Origin of the sequence: Phaeobacter sp. JH204B (assembly GCF_048055755.1) — a bacterium.
Classification (GTDB): domain Bacteria; phylum Pseudomonadota; class Alphaproteobacteria; order Rhodobacterales; family Rhodobacteraceae; genus Phaeobacter; species Phaeobacter bryozoorum.
On sequence record NZ_JAYMXF010000009.1, the window covers coordinates 21,973 to 39,274 of the forward strand.

The 17,302-nt window shown below is 60.7% G+C and carries 17 protein-coding genes; 7 read left to right on the plus strand and 10 right to left on the minus strand.

The genetic code is table 11. The features are described from left to right. Positions 1 to 7: 7 nt before the first annotated feature. Positions 8 to 1,114: a Gfo/Idh/MocA family protein gene (locus VXL81_RS04235; RefSeq protein WP_416553067.1), complete on the minus strand. Its 1,107-nt coding sequence runs from the start codon at positions 1,112 to 1,114 to the stop codon at positions 8 to 10. An 8-nt stretch (positions 1,115 to 1,122) separates the two neighbouring features. After that, positions 1,123 to 1,833, minus strand: coding sequence for a GntR family transcriptional regulator (locus VXL81_RS04240; protein WP_340545362.1), 711 nt, complete (start codon positions 1,831 to 1,833; stop codon positions 1,123 to 1,125). A gap of 101 nt (positions 1,834 to 1,934) precedes the next feature. On the opposite strand from VXL81_RS04240, the gene VXL81_RS04245 reads away from it, so the two are divergent. From VXL81_RS04245 to dctP, 6 genes are all read left to right on the plus strand, one after another. Then, complete coding sequence (locus tag VXL81_RS04245) at positions 1,935 to 3,089, plus strand: LLM class flavin-dependent oxidoreductase (RefSeq protein WP_416553069.1); 1,155 nt, start codon at positions 1,935 to 1,937, stop codon at positions 3,087 to 3,089. Next, on the plus strand, positions 3,089 to 3,979 hold the full coding sequence (locus VXL81_RS04250; protein WP_416553071.1) for an aldo/keto reductase: 891 nt from the start codon (positions 3,089 to 3,091) through the stop codon (positions 3,977 to 3,979). The genes VXL81_RS04245 and VXL81_RS04250 overlap by 1 nt, the downstream gene beginning before the upstream one ends. Beyond that, on the plus strand, positions 3,979 to 4,500 hold the full coding sequence (locus VXL81_RS04255; RefSeq protein WP_416544261.1) for a flavin reductase family protein: 522 nt from the start codon (positions 3,979 to 3,981) through the stop codon (positions 4,498 to 4,500). The genes VXL81_RS04250 and VXL81_RS04255 overlap by 1 nt, the downstream gene beginning before the upstream one ends. 62 nt (positions 4,501 to 4,562) lie before the next feature. Continuing rightward, positions 4,563 to 5,153 (plus strand): TRAP transporter small permease, encoded by a 591-nt coding sequence (locus VXL81_RS04260; protein ID WP_416536124.1) that lies wholly within the window; start codon positions 4,563 to 4,565, stop codon positions 5,151 to 5,153. Continuing rightward, positions 5,153 to 6,628, plus strand: coding sequence for a TRAP transporter large permease (locus VXL81_RS04265; protein WP_416553073.1), 1,476 nt, complete (start codon positions 5,153 to 5,155; stop codon positions 6,626 to 6,628). The genes VXL81_RS04260 and VXL81_RS04265 overlap by 1 nt, the downstream gene beginning before the upstream one ends. 46 nt (positions 6,629 to 6,674) lie before the next feature. Next, the gene (gene dctP / locus VXL81_RS04270) at positions 6,675 to 7,733 is read left to right on the plus strand and encodes a TRAP transporter substrate-binding protein DctP (RefSeq protein ID WP_416553075.1); all 1,059 of its coding nucleotides are present in this window, start codon (positions 6,675 to 6,677) and stop codon (positions 7,731 to 7,733) included. Between the two features lie 59 nt (positions 7,734 to 7,792). Here the strand turns inward: dctP and VXL81_RS04275 are convergent, their stop codons facing one another. Further along, positions 7,793 to 8,266, minus strand: a complete 474-nt coding sequence (locus VXL81_RS04275; protein WP_340546311.1) for a tetratricopeptide repeat protein — start codon at positions 8,264 to 8,266, stop codon at positions 7,793 to 7,795. A gap of 51 nt (positions 8,267 to 8,317) precedes the next feature. Between VXL81_RS04275 and VXL81_RS04280 the strand changes: the two genes are divergently transcribed. Then, positions 8,318 to 9,631 (plus strand): cytochrome-c peroxidase, encoded by a 1,314-nt coding sequence (locus tag VXL81_RS04280; RefSeq protein ID WP_416553231.1) that lies wholly within the window; start codon positions 8,318 to 8,320, stop codon positions 9,629 to 9,631. 36 nt (positions 9,632 to 9,667) lie between these two features. On the opposite strand, the gene VXL81_RS04285 is transcribed toward VXL81_RS04280, so the two are convergent. From VXL81_RS04285 to VXL81_RS04315, 7 genes are all read right to left on the minus strand, one after another. Next, positions 9,668 to 11,137 (minus strand): mannitol dehydrogenase family protein, encoded by a 1,470-nt coding sequence (locus VXL81_RS04285; protein WP_416553077.1) that lies wholly within the window; start codon positions 11,135 to 11,137, stop codon positions 9,668 to 9,670. A 29-nt stretch (positions 11,138 to 11,166) separates the two neighbouring features. Continuing rightward, positions 11,167 to 11,940 carry an L-iditol 2-dehydrogenase gene (locus VXL81_RS04290; protein ID WP_416538657.1) on the minus strand — a complete coding sequence of 258 codons (774 nt, stop codon included), beginning with the start codon at positions 11,938 to 11,940 and terminating at the stop codon, positions 11,167 to 11,169. After that, complete coding sequence (locus VXL81_RS04295; RefSeq protein WP_340545370.1) at positions 11,937 to 12,941, minus strand: ABC transporter ATP-binding protein; 1,005 nt, start codon at positions 12,939 to 12,941, stop codon at positions 11,937 to 11,939. The genes VXL81_RS04290 and VXL81_RS04295 overlap by 4 nt, the downstream gene beginning before the upstream one ends. Before the next feature lie 12 nt (positions 12,942 to 12,953). After that, complete coding sequence (locus VXL81_RS04300; protein WP_340545371.1) at positions 12,954 to 13,784, minus strand: carbohydrate ABC transporter permease; 831 nt, start codon at positions 13,782 to 13,784, stop codon at positions 12,954 to 12,956. A 9-nt stretch (positions 13,785 to 13,793) separates the two neighbouring features. Continuing rightward, positions 13,794 to 14,660 (minus strand): carbohydrate ABC transporter permease, encoded by an 867-nt coding sequence (locus VXL81_RS04305; protein WP_340545372.1) that lies wholly within the window; start codon positions 14,658 to 14,660, stop codon positions 13,794 to 13,796. Between the two features lie 116 nt (positions 14,661 to 14,776). Then, positions 14,777 to 16,078: an ABC transporter substrate-binding protein gene (locus tag VXL81_RS04310; RefSeq protein WP_416553079.1), complete on the minus strand. Its 1,302-nt coding sequence runs from the start codon at positions 16,076 to 16,078 to the stop codon at positions 14,777 to 14,779. 114 nt (positions 16,079 to 16,192) lie between these two features. Continuing rightward, entirely contained in the window at positions 16,193 to 17,224 is a 1,032-nt protein-coding gene (locus tag VXL81_RS04315; protein WP_340545374.1) for a LacI family DNA-binding transcriptional regulator, read from the minus strand. Positions 17,225 to 17,302 lie beyond the last annotated feature (78 nt).

Here is a 17,302-nt window from a genome sequence, read left to right on the forward strand (position 1 = left end):
GGCGCGCTCAGATCAGCTCTGAGATCTCTACGCTGCGCCGCTCGGCAATGGAGATCTGCGCCGCCATCCCCATGAGCACTGCCATCCGCCCATCATGAAGGGTCACCTCAGGTGTTGCGCGTTCGCCGCGGACCAGTTCGAGAAACTTCTGGTGCTGATAAAAGGTGGATCCGTTGTGATCACCCGCCTCAAGAAGTTCAGGATCAACAGGAAACTCTTGTTTTACAGGGCCTTTGGGGGAGCGTGGCGAGGTCACCAGCTTCGGCAGCGGCGGCGCGCCCAGATGGGTGGGCCAGAACCGCCCCGGTCCGGGCACAAAGGCTTCGATCTTGCCTGTGGGTCCGACCGCGGCGACCTCTTCCTGATATTCAGCGCCTTCGGCAAACATGCACAGGTCCAGCATGGCGCGCGCGCCGCAGCGGAAGTCGACGATCACGTAGCCATTGTCGAGGATGTCAGGCACACCATCGCTGTAGCGTTCATCGAGATGGTTCACATCCTGACCGCCGCTGGCCATAACCCGTAGCGGTTCAGAACCGAGCGTCAGCCGCATCAGATCGAAGAAGTGACAGCATTTCTCAACAAAGGTGCCTCCGGATTTGGCGTCAAACCGGTTCCAGTCATCGACTTTTGCGAGAAATGGAAACCGATGCTCGCGGATGCTCAGCATCTTGATGCCGCCGGTCGCTGTCTGGGCCTGCTTCAGGAAAGCCGCAATGGGGGGCATATAGCGATATTCCATCGCCACCCAAACGGGGGCCGGATAATCTGCTGCAAAACCGTCCAGTCGTGCCAGATCGGCAAGACTGGTGAACAGCGGTTTTTCGACCAGCACCGGCAACGGGCGCAGGCGGGCCAGGGTCTCCAGCTGCTCCAGATGGCGGAAATTGGGACTGGCGATCAACAGGCAGTCAAGCTCAGCTACAGCCAGCAGGGCCTCGATACTGTCCACGAACGCTGCATCAGGGGCGAGTGTGGCGGCAGTCTCGCGCATGGCCGCATTGGGTTCATAGATCGCACCGACCCGCGTGTTGTCCAGCAGGGCGATATTGCGCAGATGTTCCTGGCCCATCATGCCGCAGCCGATGATTCCATAGGTGGTGGGGTGTGACATGTTTCCTCCTACGTCAGGCGCTGCACATAAAGCGCCCTGTCCGGGTCAAACCAAGTGCGTGAGAACTCCACGGCGGCCTCATCCTGTGCCCAGCTTAGCCGTTCGATATACCCAACCGTCGCGCCCGGGGGCTTGCCAAACCGTGTCGGCGCCCAGTCGGGCACCCGACCAAGCGATACCCGATCCTCGGCTCGGCTGATCCAGAAGCCCAGATGCAGCCGATAATATCTATAGAGGGAATCGGACAGCTGTCCGGCATCGACCTGTCCCGCGCCACCATCCAGCCAGATCTCTTCAACGGCAATCACCACATCATCGAGATACCGCAACCGCCTGATCCGGGTGCCACTGCCTGACCTGCCAAATTCGGGCAGTGTTTCGGGCTTGGCGAGCGCGGTCACCGACAGAACATCTGCCGTGGGCAAGCCACCACCGCCGGGCAGCTCCAGCCGAAACATCGAATAGACGCTTTGCACTGACTGGGTGGTGCGGATGTAGTTTCCCGATCCCTGAATCCGTTCGAGCATCCCCTGTTTTTCTAGCTCCGACAGGGATTTGCGCAGGGTTCTTACGGTGGTTCCATACTGCTGCGCCAGCTGACGCTCGGGCGGCAGTCGCTCCCCGTCGGCCAACCTCCCGGCCGCGATCTCACGGGTCAGGGACTCGCTGATCTGAAGGTAAAGCGGCAGCGCGCTGGCAGTGGAGCGGGCGGTGGGCATGGGGCCAATCGTCACCATGTGAGAAAAATTGATACACCATTGATCTACATCAAGGCGCAGGCTATGCAAGAGTTAAGTTGCCAACTGCGAGGGAGAGACCGATGAGCGTTGTTCCGGTAACATCCGCGGATCTTGATGCGGTCGAAGTGTCCTGGTTTGCGGCACTCTGCTCGGACGATTACCAGTTTCTTGGTGTACCGGATGGTGACCTGCGGTCGTCCTGGGCGCATTGCTCTGACATCGTGAAAGAGGCAGAGGCGCAGGGATTTCGCAATATCCTTTGCCCGTCGTCCTTTCAGGTGGGTCAGGATACGCTCAGCTTTGTGGCGGGCTGTGCGCCGATCACTGACAGGATCAACATGCTGGCAGCGGTGCGCTGCGGCGAGATGCAGCCGATCATGCTGGCGCGTACCCTGGCCACCTTGGATCACATGCTGAAGGGGCGGCTGACGGTCAATATTATCTCCTCCGATTTTCCGGGGGAGACCGCCGACAGCGGCTTTCGCTATCAGCGCTCGCGCGAAGTGGTCGAGATCCTGAAACAGGCCTGGACCCGGGATGAGATCAACCACAAGGGCGAGGTTTACCAATTCGAAGGGCTGACCACCGATCCGGCGAAACCCTATCAGACCGGCGGGCCGCTGCTGTATTTCGGTGGCTATTCCCCGGCGGCGCTGGAGCTCTGCGGTGAACATTGCGATGTCTACCTGATGTGGCCGGAAAAGATGGAAGATCTGGCCGGTCGGATGCAGGCGGTCCATAGCGTCGCGGAAACTTATGGGCGTACGCTTGATTATGGTCTGCGGGTGCATGTGATTGTCCGCGACACCGAGGCAGAAGCCTATGAATACGCCGATCACCTTGTATCGAAACTGGATGATGCGCAGGGCAGGGCCATTCGGGAGCGGGCGCTGGATGCCACCTCGCTGGGCGTGGCGCATCAGGCCAAGAACCGCGATATTGCTGATGAATTCGGGTTTATCGAACCGAACCTCTGGACAGGGATAGGGCGGGCACGCTCTGGTTGCGGGGCGGCGCTGGTCGGATCCACCGATCAGGTCATGTCAAAGCTGGAAGCCTACCAGAAGATGGGCATCCGCGCCTTTGTGCTGTCGGGCTACCCGCATCTGGAGGAAGCGCGGCATTTCGGGGCGCGGGTGATGCCACATCTGAAAACCTGCTCACTGCCGCATGAATATGGCCGGGTGCCGCAATCGACCCCGGCGACACCCCTAGGGAACGGAGAACGTCGTTGATGGAACGGATCAAGATCGCAGAAGGGCTGGAGTTCAGCCGTCTGGTCTATGGCATGTGGCGTCTTGGCGATGACAGCGATACCTCGACCGCCCATGTCGAGGCCAAGATCGAGGCCTGTCTGGCGCAGGGGATCACCACCTTTGATCAGGCCGATATCTATGGCGGCTATACAGCCGAAGGGATCCTGGGGCGGGCGCTGAAGGCGAATCCAGCCCTGCGTGAGCAGATGGAGATCGTCACCAAATGCGATATCGTGGCTCCGGTCGGGCGCTATGCGGACGCGACGGTCAAACATTACGATACCTCCGCCGCCCATATCACCCGTTCGGTTGAGACGTCGCTGATGGAAATGGGCATCGACCATATCGACCTCTTGCTGATCCATCGGCCGGATCCGCTGATGGATCATGTCGAGACAGGGGCCGCGCTGGATGCGCTGGTCGCCGCAGGCAAATTGCGCGCCGTCGGCGTGTCGAACTTCCGTCCCTGGGATTGGGAGCTGCTGCAATCGGCGATGAAGACGCCGCTGGCCACCAATCAGATCGAACTCTCTTTGTCCGAGATCAGCCCCTTCACCAACGGCGATCTGGCCTTTCATCAGCGGCAGGGGCATCCGCTGATGGCGTGGTCACCGCTTGGCGGTGGGGGGCTGATGACCGGGAGCGGCCAATTGGCCGATCGGCTGGATGTGATTGCTGCCGCGCAAGGCGTTGACCGCGCCGCCGTCGCCATAGCCTTCCTGTTGCGACACCCGGCTCAGATCCTGCCGGTGCTGGGCACCAATAATCTGGAGCGGATCAAACAGGCCTCTGACGCGCTGAAGGTCGAGCTGGACCGCCCGACCTGGTTCACCCTGTACGAGGCGGCATTGGGCCGGGAGGTCGCATGATGTCGGCACATGCAGGGCAGGGCAAACACAGCTTTGTTCCCGCACCGGACAACACGCGGCTGCTGCGCGACGCCTTTGGCCGGTTCGCAACTGGGGTCACCATCGTGACCGCAGCCTCCGATCAGGGGGTTGTGGCGATCACCGCCAACAGTTTTTCCTCGGTCTCGCTGACGCCGCCGCTGGTGCTGTGGTCGCCGGACCGCAACTCGCGCCGCTTTCCCTATTTCGAGAGAGCCCGCCACTACGCCATCCACGTTCTGGCGGCGGATCAGGATGATCTGTGTTGGCAGGTCGCAAAAGATGCTTTTGGGCTGAACCATTTGCAGCTGGAGCGCAACAAAAACGGGGTGCCGCTCTTGGAAAACTGTCTGGCGCGGTTTGAATGCACCCGTTCAGCCATCCATGACGGTGGAGACCACGCCATCGTGCTGGGTCACGTTGACCGCGCCACCATGCGCGAAGAAGGGGACGCATTGACATTCTACAAGGGCCAGATGGGCCAGATCGCCGTGTCACGCTAGCGACCGGCTGCCTGCACCAAGGGAGGTTGGTGCGGGCACATTGGGGGGAGGAGAGAGACGCGATGACGGCAGTTCTGTCGGTCCTGAACATACTGCGCCCGCTCAACACCGGCCTGCTTGCGCTCGGCCGATGGGTGGGCGTTTTTGCCATTGGCCTGATGGTTCTGGCGATCCTGATTCAGGTCTTCTTTCGCTACGTGCTGGGCAGTGCCTTGCCCTGGCCGGATGAGGCCGCGCGGTTCTGCATGTTGTGGATGACCGGCCTGATGGCGCCGACCGCACTGCGCAACGGTGGTTTTGTGGCCATTGATGTTATCGACTCCCTGCTGCGTGGGCGGCTGTTCCACCTGCTGCAGCTGCTGCTATTGGCGATTGGCCTGACAGTGCTGATCGTTGGTATTCAGATCGGATATAGGGAGGTCACCGGTCTTGGCGGGCGGTTTGCCACTGCCTCGCTCTATGTTCCGACCTCTCTCGGGTTTGACAGCTGGCACCGGGTGCCCCGCAGCTGGATGATGCTGTCGCTTGTGGTGGGCCTGGGCCTGCTGATCCTGGTCAATATCGAGCTGATCCTTGAACGCATCGTGCGACTGTTCGGTCAGGGTGATCGCCTGCCGGACCGTCCGGGCATGACCATCGGAGGGGCCGAGTGATGCTGATCTGGTTCCTGCCGCTGTTCCTGTTTCTTCTGCTGATCGGTCTGCCGGTCTTTTTCTGTCTTCTGGCAGCCCCGGGTGCCCTGCTATGGCTGAATGGCCAAGAACGCGATCTCACCCTGTTGTATCGCAACCTCTATAACGGGATGGACAGCTTTCCGCTGATGGCGATCCCGTTTTTCATGCTGGCGGGCGAGTTGATGAATCGCGGTGGCATCACCGTTCGGCTGGTCGAATTCTCGCAGGCGCTGATGGGTCATCTGCGCGGCGGTCTGGCGCAGGTGAACATCCTGTCGTCGATCCTGTTTGCCGGCCTCTCGGGCTCTGCCGTGGCCGATACCTCTGCCCTTGGGTCCATGTTGATCCCGGCGATGGAGCGCGAAGGCTACAGTCGCAAATTCGCTGCGGCCGTCACTGCCGCCAGTTCGGTGATCGGGCCAATCATTCCGCCATCCGGCATCATGATCATCTATGCCTATGTCATGGGCGAAAGCGTTGCCGCGCTGTTCCTCGCAGGCATCGTTCCGGGTGTTCTGGTTGGCGTCGGCCTGATGATCATGGTCCGCGCCATGGCCGACCGGTATGAGCTGCCGGCCGCACGGCGGGTGGTGTTCGACAGCGTTGAGATCGGCGCGATGGAGCGCTGGTTCTCCTTTGGGCTGGTGCGGCTCAACCTTGGCCTGTTGCTGGCACAGTTTGTCCCGCTGGGCGAGGGGGCCGGAGCGCAGATCAAATGGCTGGTGTTCCTTGGCGCGGTTCTGTTTGCCCATGGGCTGATGCTAGGGCTGCGCCGGATGGTCAGCCCGGCGTTTCGCACCATTTGCAAACGAGCGGTGGTGCCGTTGCAGACGCCTGTCCTGATCCTTGGTGGCATTCTTGCCGGCGTATTCACCCCGACCGAGGCAGCTGCCGTGGCGGTGGCCTATGCGCTGCTGATCAGCTTTCTGGTGCTGGGGTCGATGCGGCTGGCGGACCTGCCGCAGGTGTTCACGAGGGCGGGGATCACCTCCGCCGTGGTGCTGCTGCTGGTGGGCGCCGCGATGTCGTTCAAGACTGTCGTCAGCCTCAGTCACGCGCCGGAACAGCTGGCGGATTTCATCCTCACCCTCTCGGAAAATCCGCTGATCCTGCTGTTCCTGATCAATCTCTTGCTGTTTGTCGTGGGCATGTTCCTGGATGCGGGCCCTGCGATCATCATCCTTGGCCCGATCCTCGGACCGGTGTTCACCGATCTTGGCGTCGACTCGGTCCATTTTGCCATCATCATGTGTGTGAACCTGACGGTTGGTCTGGCGACACCGCCGATGGGGCTGGTGCTGTTTGTGGCAGCCGCCGTTTCGCAAGAGCGGGTGACAACAATTGCCCGGGCGATCCTGCCCTTTCTTGCGATTGAAATTGCGGTGATCTTTCTGATCACCTTTGTGCCGGCCATTTCGCTGACCATTCCGCAGTTGACCGGATTTCTGAACTAAGGACGACCCGATACCCAGAATAAGAGAGCAACAGGAGGAGACACGAATGCTCAGAAAAATGGTGAAGACACTGGCCCTGTCGGCCCTGATGGCAGGCACCGCGCTGTCGGCCTACGCCGCAGACTACAAGATCCGCGCGACCGCCAATTCCAACGAGAATGACGAGGATTACGACGGTCTGGTCGTGTTCAAGAACTACGTCGAAGCGGCCTCCAATGGCGCAATCGAGGTTGAATTGTTCATCGGCACCCAGCTTTGCTCCAACGGGGCAGAATGCCTGCAAGGCGTCGCGGATGGTTCAATCGACATCTATATTTCCACCTCCGGCGGCGCGTCGGGGTTGTTCCCTTACGTCCAGGTGCTGGATCTGCCCTATCTGATGGCGGATGACCGGATTGCCGAACATGTGCTGTCGGGCGATTTCACCCGCACCATGCGCCGGATGGCACTGGAGGATTCCGGCGATGCGATCCGCCTGATGACCATTGGCAACACCGGCGGCTGGCGCAACTTCGCCAATACCAAACGCCGGGTCGCGGAACCTGCCGACATGGAAGGTCTGAAAATCCGAACGGTCGTCGCCGACCTGCCGCAGGAGCTGGTAAAGGCGCTCGGGGCCTCTCCGACACCGATCCCCTGGCCGGAGCTGTTTACCTCGTTCCAGACCGGCGTGGTCGAAGGCTCCAAGAACGGCATCACCGATATCATGGGCATGAAATTCCCCGACGCTGGCCTGCAATATGTGACGCTGGACGGACACGCTTATATGGGGGCGCTGTGGTGGATGTCGAACCAAACCTTCACGAATATGCCGGAAGACATGCGGCAGGTCGTGGTCGATGGCTTCTACGCGCTGCAACAGGCCACATTTGCCTCGCCCAAGCGCAAGTCGATCCAGGCCTATGAGGATTTTGTTGCCGGTGGCGGCGATCTCTATGTTCCGACGCCCGAACAGAAGGCGGCGTTCAAATCCGCAGCCGAGCCGGTCTATGACTGGTTCAAATCCAACGTGACGCGCGGCGATGAGATCTTTACCGCGCTGACCGATGCAGTCGCCAAGGCCGAAGCCGACGTCAACGCGGCCCGTGCCGCCGATTTGAACTGATCAGTAGGCTGCAACACCAACCGGCGGTGCGGGATCTAGCCGCGCCGCTGCCCCGTTGGCTAGCGAAACGGATACATCCAGACCTTATAGTCCGCGACCAGAACATGCGCTTTCTCGATCTCCGCAGGGGTCATTTTCTTGACCACCTCTTCAAGGCTGATCGCCGCATCGGGATCACCGCCAATGGCCGACAGCGTGTACCACATATAGGCGCGCACCAAGTCGGGGGCGGGCAGCCCACGGCCGATTTCATAGTACCAACCGATACCCGATTGCGCGCCGGGGTGCCCTTTCATGGCGCTGCGCAGATACCATTCAAAGGCCCGCTGGTCGTCACGGTCAACACCCAGCCCCATGGCATACATCACCCCGATCAGCTCTTCAGCGTCTGCGTTGCCGGAGCGCGCCGCTGGCCAGAGCGCCTCGCGCGCAGCCGCAAATTCGCCGGCCTCCATCAGGTCGCGCGCCTGCTCGATTTCGGCCCGCGCGGGCAGCGGGACCAGCAGCGTCAGGCTGCTCGTGGACAGCGCCATCGCGGCCAGAACCGGTTTCCATCTCTTGCGCATGTGCTCTCCTGTGTTGTGCTGGCGTTTGGCCTTTTTGCGGGGGCGGCGGCTGCGACTGATCGGCGGTTTCCGCCGCCGCTGGGGGCAAGCGATTTTCTACCCGTAGACCCCGCAAAGGCCGAGTTGGGTCGGCTGCTATTTTACGACAAGATCCTGTCCGGGAACAGAAATATCAGCTGCGGAACCTGCCATCATCCGCGCCATGGCACCTCTGACGGGCTATCCTTAGGCCTTGGAGAAGGCGGCGAGGGGCTGGGCCGGGCGCGGGTTTCCACCAGGGGCAGCAACCGGGTGCAGAAACGCATTCCCCGCAATGCGCCCGCGCTCTGGAACCTCGGGGCAAAATCCATCCGGGTTCTGATGCACGACGGGCGGATCAGCGCGGATCCGGTCTATGGCAATGGCTTCAACACCCCGGCAGAGGAATGGCTGCCTGACGGGCTGCAATCCCTGCTGGCGGCGCAGGCGCTGTTTCCGATGACGTCCAGCGTGGAAATGGCCGGGAATGTCGGCGAGAATGAAATCATCGGTGCCAGCCGCGACCGGATTGATCTGGCCTGGCCGATCATTGCCAAACGCGTCCGCGGCCTGCCGACATATGCGGCAGGGTTTGTCGCCGCCTTTGATCACATCATGGCGCCTGAGGATGTGCAGATCACCGATATCGCGGAGGCTCTGGCCCAGTTCATGGTGCAGGATTTCACCTCGTTCGACAGCCCGTTTGACGCCTATCTGGCCGGGGATGCGACGGCGCTGACCGCGCAGCAAAAAGCCGGTGCCGATCTGTTTTTTGGCAGCGCCGGATGCAGCGGCTGCCATGCTGGGCCGCTGTTTTCGGATCAGAACTTCTACGCCCTTGGTCTGCCGGCCTTTGGCCCCGGTCGCGCGCGCCGCTTTGACCCCTACGTCCGGGATGTCGGTCGAATGGGAGAAAGCGATGATCTGTCAGATGCCTACCGCTTTCGCACGCCGATGCTGCGCAATGTGGAACTGACCGCGCCTTATGGCCATAATGGCGCTTTTCCGACGCTTGACCGGATGATCCGGCATCACCTCGATCCAGTCGCAAGCCGTTCGGCGTGGACGCCTGACGATCTGCAATTGCCAGATGTGCCCTGGCTGGCCGCCACGGATTTTGTGGTACAGCAGGACCGGTTCGAGATGGCGCGACAGGCGCGCGCGCGGGACATCTATCTACGCCGGGACCTCAGCGATCAGGACATCGCAGCGCTGATCGCTTTCCTCACAGCACTCACCGGGGCAGAGGCCCGCGCCGAAACGTCATCAGTGCCCGCATCCGTTCCAAGCGGCCTGCCCGTTGATGGGACCTAATCGCTGACCGGTCCAGCATTCCGCAATAGGACATGTTCATGCCGGGCCGAGATAGGTGCGAAGTGCCGAACGACAGCCCTGCGCCGTTATGACCTGCATCCAGTGGGAAAACCGCTGAACGAAAGGCACCTCAACCGACAGATCTGCGTAGATGGCGCTCTGCTGTAGCCAGGCTTCCGGGGCGTGCTGTGCCCGTTCGGCGTGGGTATTACGGACCTCCCAGTCCGGATCGTTTGGCGGGATGAGACTGCCATCTTCGCGAATGCCGGTACACATCCGCGCCCATAGCGCCTCGACAAGACACAAGCCATCAATCGCTCCGGCCTGCTGCACCGCATCTCGCAGGATGGGCAGCACAAAACCGGGATGGCGAGACGAGCCATCATAGGCCACCCGCCGCGTCGTGTCGCGGATCTCCGGGTTGGAAAACCGCGCCTCAATCAGGCTGAGGTAATCGCTCGGCGCCATGTCCGGGACGGCCGCGACATAGGGCAGGATTTCCTCCTGCTGGACCTTGCGAAAGAAGGCCGCCACCAAAGGGTCACCCATACAATCGGCGATGGTCGGGATCGACAATAGCTCGCCGACATTCGCCAGCACCTGATGCCCTGCGTTCAGCACGCGGATCTTCATGCTTTCATAACCGTGCACGTCATCGGTCATAATCGCACCAACTTGATCCCAATCGGGGCGGCCTGCGCAGAAATCATCCTCGATCACCCATTGGCGATAATTCTCATGAGTCACCGGGGCGCTATCCTCAAGCCCGTATCCGCGCGCCAGTGCCACCTCTGCCGGGCCGGTGGCCGGAACGATGCAATCGACCATGGAGTTCGGAAAGGCTGCGTTCTGATCAATCCATGCCGCAAGCTCGGGATCGGTTTGTCGTGCCAGGGTGACAACGGCGGTGCGGGTGATCTGACCATTGCCCTGCAGATTGTCGCAGCTCTGCACGGTAAAGGCGGGCAGGCTGCGGCTTCTGCGCCGCCTCAGCGCTTCGACGATGGCGCCGAACACGCTGCGAGGATGGCCCGGATGGGCGATGTCGTGACGGATATCCTCATGTATGAGGTCAAGCCCACCCTGCTGCGGGTCCAGATAATAGCCGCCTTCCGTCACCGTAAGCGATACGATCCTGATCGCGGGGCTCGCCATCGTCGTGATCAGGCTTGTGTTGCCCGCCTCCACGGGGAGAAAGTCGATCATCGGGCCGATCACTTCGGCCGAGCGCCCGGTGGGGTCGAGTTCGATCAAAGTTGTCAGGCAGTCCTGCGCAAGCAGCCGGTCGCGCATTCTGGCGTCGGCGGCGCGCACACCTGCTCCGATAATGCCCCAGTCCATCGCAAGACCGCGCTGCATCAGCGCGTGGAGATACCAGGCCTGATGTGCCCGGTGAAAATTCCCAAGCCCAATATGGACGATGCCGGGCGTGATCTGTGCCCGGTCGTAGCCGGGGCGCGCGATTGTTTGCGGCAATTGTGTCAGGGTGTCATTCGATAGTTTCATGGCCGCTGCCTCCCGCTTGTGTTCCCGCATCAGCTCATCCATTGACCGCCGTCGACATTGTAGGTCTGGGCGACGATATAATTGGCTTCGTCGCTGGCAAGAAAGACTGCCATTCCGGTCAGATCCGTTGCGGTGCCCATGCGGCCATAGGGAACGGATTGCGCCACTTCGGCCTTTTTCTGGCCGGGTGCCTTGTCTTCGTATCTGGCGAAGAAAGCATCGACACCGTCCCAATGCTCGCCCTCGACCACGCCGGGTGCGATGGCGTTCACATTGATGCCATGCGAAATCAGGTTCAGTCCGGCAGATTGGGTGAGGCTGATCACCGCGGCCTTGGTTGCGCAGTAGACCGACACCAGCGGTTCTCCCCGGCGGCCGGCCTGGCTGGCCATGTTGATGATCTTGCCGCCATTGCCCTGCGCGATCATCTGCCGCGCGGCGGCCTGCATCATGAACAACGTGCCGGAGACATTGATATCAAAGGTGCGCTGATAGGCCTCCCGCGTGACCTCGACCAGCGGCGCTGCGGTGAACACGGCGGCATTGTTGATCAGGATATCCAGGCCTCCCAGCGCCTCCACCGTGCGGGCAAGCGCATGGTCAATGCTGGTCTGATCGGTGACATCAAGGTCGATGGCAATGGCGGCGTCGCCGAGACGCGCGGCGGTAGCCTCGGCGCGCGCATGATCGATATCGGCGATGACCACCCGTGCACCTTCGCGCAGATATGCTTCGGCAAAGGCTGCGCCGATGCCACGCGCGGCCCCGGTGATCAGGGCGCGTTTTCCAAGCAGCCGCATCATCCGATCCGCAGCCCGTCAGAGCCGAACCGATGCAGATGCGCCATATCGGGCGTCAGAAAAACGCGCGCTCCATAGCGAAGATCGAGTTCGCCCCCGGCACGAACAGTGAGCGGATCGTCAAAGGCCTCACATTGAACATGAAAAAACGTATCGGAGCCCAGATGCTCGGAAACGCCGATGGTTCCCTCCCACGATCCTTTGGTCTCGGAAATCGCGATGTGCTCGGGTCGAATGCCGATCGTTGCGGCATCCTGCGCCGCTGCCGCCGGTCCGGTCAGCAGGTTCATTCTGGGCGAGCCGATGAAGCCTGCCACAAATACATTGCGCGGTGCGCGATAGAGCTCCAGCGGGCTGCCAACCTGTTCGATGACCCCGGCATTCAGGACCACGATCTTGTCGGCCATGGTCATCGCCTCAACCTGATCATGGGTCACATAGACCATGGTTGTGGCAAGGCGCTTATGCAGTTCGGAGATTTCAAGACGCATCCCGACGCGCAGGGCGGCATCCAGATTGGACAGCGGTTCGTCAAACAGAAAGGCTGCGGGCTCACGCACGATGGCGCGACCGATGGCGACCCGCTGGCGCTGACCGCCGGACAGCTGCCCCGGACGGCGATCCAGATAATCGGTGAGGTTCAGCGCCGCCGCGGCATTTTCAATGCGTCGCTTCTGCTCATCTGCGGGGATGCCCGCCATCTTCATCGGAAAGGCGATGTTCTTGCGCACTGTCATATGCGGGTAGAGCGCATAGGACTGAAATACCATCGCCAGCCCGCGTTTGGCCGGGGGAATGTCGGTGGCATCCTGCCCGTCGATGCGGATGGTGCCGGTGGTAATATCCTCAAGCCCTGCAATCAGCCGCAGCAGCGTGGACTTGCCGCAACCGGAGGGGCCGACAAAGACGGTGAATTCGCCATCTTCAATGGTCAGGTCCAGCGGCGGGATAACCTCAACGGAGCCAAAGCGCTTGGTCACGCGTTCAAGTTTGATCTGTCCCATGGGGTATCTTCCTTATTTCACGGCGCCGAAGGTCAGGCCGCTGACAAGTTGTTTCTGGCTGAACCAGCCAAGGATGAGGATCGGCGCGATGGCCATGGTCGAGGCGGCTGACAGTTTCGCGTAGAACAGGCCTTCCGGGCTGGAATAGCTGGCGATAAAGGCGGTCAGGGGGGCAGCCTGCGCCGCCGTCAGGTTCAGCGTCCAGAAGGCTTCGTTCCAGGCCAGGATAATATTCAGCAGCAGCGTGGACGCGATGCCGGGAATGGCCATGGGCGTTAGCACATAGAGGATCTCCTCCTTCAGGGTGGCGCCATCCATGCGCGCCGCCTCAAGGATCTCGCCGGGGATTTCCTTGAAGTAGGTGTAAAGCATCCAGACGATGATCGGCAGGTTGATCAGCATCAGCACCACAACCAGGCCAAAGCGGTTGTCCAGAAGACCCATTTTGATGAACAGGATATAGATCGGGTACAGCACGCCGACCGCTGGCAGCATCTTGGTCGAGAGCATCCACAGCAGGATATCCTTGGTCCGTTTCGAGGGTACGAAGGCCATCGACCAGGCGGCGGGAACGGCGATGACTATCCCCAATATGGTGGAGCCGCCGGCAATGATCACCGAGTTCCACAGAAAGCGCATATAGTCGGAGCGCTCCTGGACGATGCTGTAGTTCTCAAGCGTCCAGTCAAAGAACAGGAAGACGGGTGGATCGCTGATGGCCTGTGCCTCGGTCTTGAAGCTGGTCAGAATGGTCCAGAGGATTGGAAAGAAGATCAGCAACCCAACAGCCCAGGCCAGCGCAGTATTGATGGCTTTGCGTCTAGGTGTAACGGCTCGTGCCATGGTGGCCTCCTATGCGTCGAGGTTCTTGCCAACGATGCGCATCAGGAAGATGGCAACGATATTGGCGAGGATGATGGCGTAGACACCACCGGCGGATCCCAATCCGACGTTCTGGCTTTCCAGCACGCGTTGATAGATCAGATAGGTCAGCGTCTTGGTCCCGAACGAGCCTTGGGTGGTGACGAAGATCTCCGCGAAAATCGACAGGAGGAAAATGGTCTGGATCAGCACCACGACGGTAATCGCGCGGCTGAGATGGGGCAGGGTGATATAACCGAAGCGTGCAACCGGCGGGGCGCCATCCATTTCAGCAGCCTCCAGCTGTTCGCTGTCCAGCGACTGGATCGCGGTCAGCAGGATCAGCGTGGCAAAGGGCAGCCACTGCCAGCTGACGATCAGGATGATGGATTGCAGCGAGGCCTCGGACAGCCATGACACCGGCTCGGCTCCGAAGGCCTTCCACAGGTGAGCAAAGAGACCGTTCACAGGATCCATGAACATATTCTTCCAGACCAGCGCAGAGACCGTGGGCATCACGAAAAACGGCGCGATCACCAGAATGCGGACAATGCCCTGTCCCCACATCGGCTGATTGAGCAGCAGCGCGAGGCACACGCCGAGGATCACGGTGATGAGGAGCACTCCACCAACGATGATCAGCGTCGCCTGAACGCTTGGCCAGAACGAGCTGGAGGACAGGAACCGGACGTAGTTGTCAAATCCCACCCAGCCCAGATCGCCACCACGCAGGGGCAGATATTTCTTGAAGGAAAAGTAGAGCGTCATCGTCAGCGGGACCAGCATCCAGCCCAGAAGCAGGATCACTGCGGGGGCCATCATGATGCGTGCTGCCGACCGGGAATGCTGGGTCGCCATGGCAAATCTCCGTTCTCGCCGGGGGCTGAGGCCGTCGTGAGCAATATTGGCTTGTTAGTTCCGGGGGGCCAGAGGGCGGCCAGATCGTGGCGCCGCCCTCTGGGAGGGAGGAGGCGTCAGTACCCTGCCGCTTCCATTTCGTCTGCGGCCAGCGCCTGCGCCTTGGCCAGCGCCTCGTCAGCGGTCTGTTGCCCGGCGAGGGCCGCCGAGAACTCCTGACCGACCTGCGTCGCAATGCCTGCGAACTCGGGGATTGCCGCAAACTGGATCCCAACATAGGGCACCGGATCAACCGTCGGATTGTTCGGATCCGCCGACAGGATGCTGTCCAGTGTCATCTTGGCAAAGGGGATATCCTTGTAGTTTGGGTTGTCATAGAGCGAGGTCCGCGCTCCCGGCGGGACATTGGCCCAGCCTTCTTTCTCGGCGACCAGCTCTATATAGTCCTTCGAAGTGGCCCATTGGATGAATTCCTTTGCGGCGGCCTCCTTCTGTGTTCCTGCCGGAATGGCCAGCGCCCAGGCCCAGAGCCAGTTGCTGCGTTTGCCGAGCCCGGTATCCGGCGCGAGGGCAAAGCCGACTTTGTCCGAGACGGTGGAATCATTCGGATTGGTCACGAAAGACGCCGCAACTGTGGCGTCGATCCACATGCCGCATTTGCCCTGCTGGAACAGCGAAAGGTTTTCGTTGAACCCGTTGCCCGATGCCCCGGGAGGGCCTGCGTCATTCATCAGGTCGATGTAGAAATTGAGCGTGTTTGACCAGGCATCACTGTCGAACTGAGGCACCCAGTTTTCATCGAACCAGCGCGCACCAAAGGAGTTGGACATCGCTGTAAGGAAGGCCGCATTCTCCCCCCAGCCGGCTTTGCCGCGCAGACAGATGCCATAGATTTCATTGTCCCTGTCGGTCATCTGACGTGCCGCATCGGCGACAAAGTCCCAGGTCGGTGCACTGGGCATTTCAAGACCGGCCTTTTCCATCAGGTCGGTGCGATACATGATCATGGAACTTTCGCCGTAGAACGGCGCCGCATAAAGCGTGCCGTCATGGGACAGGCCACCCCGCATGGCGGGCAGGATATCGTCCACGTCATACTCGGCAGGCAGATCATCCAGAGGGACCAGCCAGCCGTTCTTGCCCCAGATCGGGGTTTCGTACATGCCGATGGTCATGATGTCGAACTGACCGCCCTTTGCCGAGATGTCGGTGGTGACACGCTGCCGCAGCACGTTTTCCTCAAGCGTGACCCATTCCACCTCATGGCCGGTCTTGGCGGTAAAATCCTCTGTCAGCCCCTGCATTCGGATCATGTCGCCGTTGTTCACGGTGGCGATTGTGATCGTATCGGCAAAGGCGGCGGTGCTGGCAAAAACGGTCAAGGCCGTTGCCGCATGCAATGCGCTCTTAAGGTACATCCTTATCCTCCCATGATTGGATGTTGCCACGTGAGGATACCGGAGCAGGTCATCGCGCGTCAATTTAAATTTAACGCGCGTAAAGTTTTGAAAGAGCTGGATGAATGGGAGTGCCTATGCGGATCCGCGCATGACCAGCTGTCCGTCAAACAGAATTTCCCGGCGGGGCGCCGCCGCCGCGCTGCCTTCGATTCGGGCCACCAGTGTTTCGGCACTGGTGCGGGCGATTGCGGTGTAATCCTGCGAAACGGTTGTCAGCGTCGGGCAGGTGTAGCGGGAAAACGGGTGGTCATCATGCCCTGCGATCCGCAGGGCGCAGCCATCCCCAAGGCCGACGCGCAGCCCCTGCTGATAGGCAGCGGACAACAGCCCGATGGCTAGCCGGTCATTGCTGCACAGGATGGTATCGGTTTGCGGTCGCTGACCAGACAGCACCCGGGTGCCCTCGCGAAAGCCGATCTCTTCAAAATCCCAGCCGTCACCTTCGACCTGGATCAGCTCGGGTTCGTGACCCAGCTGTTGCATCGCGGAAATATAGGCGTTGCGCCGTTTCACCGCATTGGGGTTCGTCGGCGTCTTCATCTCGAAAAAGGCTGGCGCATCGCCAGTACGGCACAGATACTCCACGATCGTGCCGATACTCTGTTGATTGTTCGAGCCGATGAAGGCGGCACCGGTCTCTTCCAGATTGGCATCAAACAGGACGGTCGGCACCTCTTCGCAGAACTGCCGGATCTGCGGGACCTCGGACCCGCGCCCAAGGGGCGCCAGCAGCGCACCGGCGGGTTTGAGCATACGCAGATTGGTCAGGTTCTCCAATTCCTGTGACGGCGTGCCGTTTGATCCCAGCAATACCGGCCGATAGCCTGCGGCGATGACATGATCTTCGATATGGCCGGCGATCTTGGCAAAGAACGGATCGGTGAGATTTGGAACCACGATGCCGATGGTCTTGGTCAGCCGCCGGTTCTGGTTCATCGCATAGAGATTGGGTCGGTAGTCGAATTTCTCCAGCGCATCTTCAATCCGCTTGCGCGTCGAGGTGCGAACGCTGGCCGGATCGTTGAAGAACTTCGACAGCGTCGGGCGGGAGATGCCGCTAACGGCCGCGAATTCATCCATGTTCTTGATCTTGGGATCACTCATCAGTGGCGGTCCTTGTTGTCGTCCTTGGGCGTACGGAGAGGGGGGCGTCCGGGGGCATTCTTGCGGTCTGAATGCCAG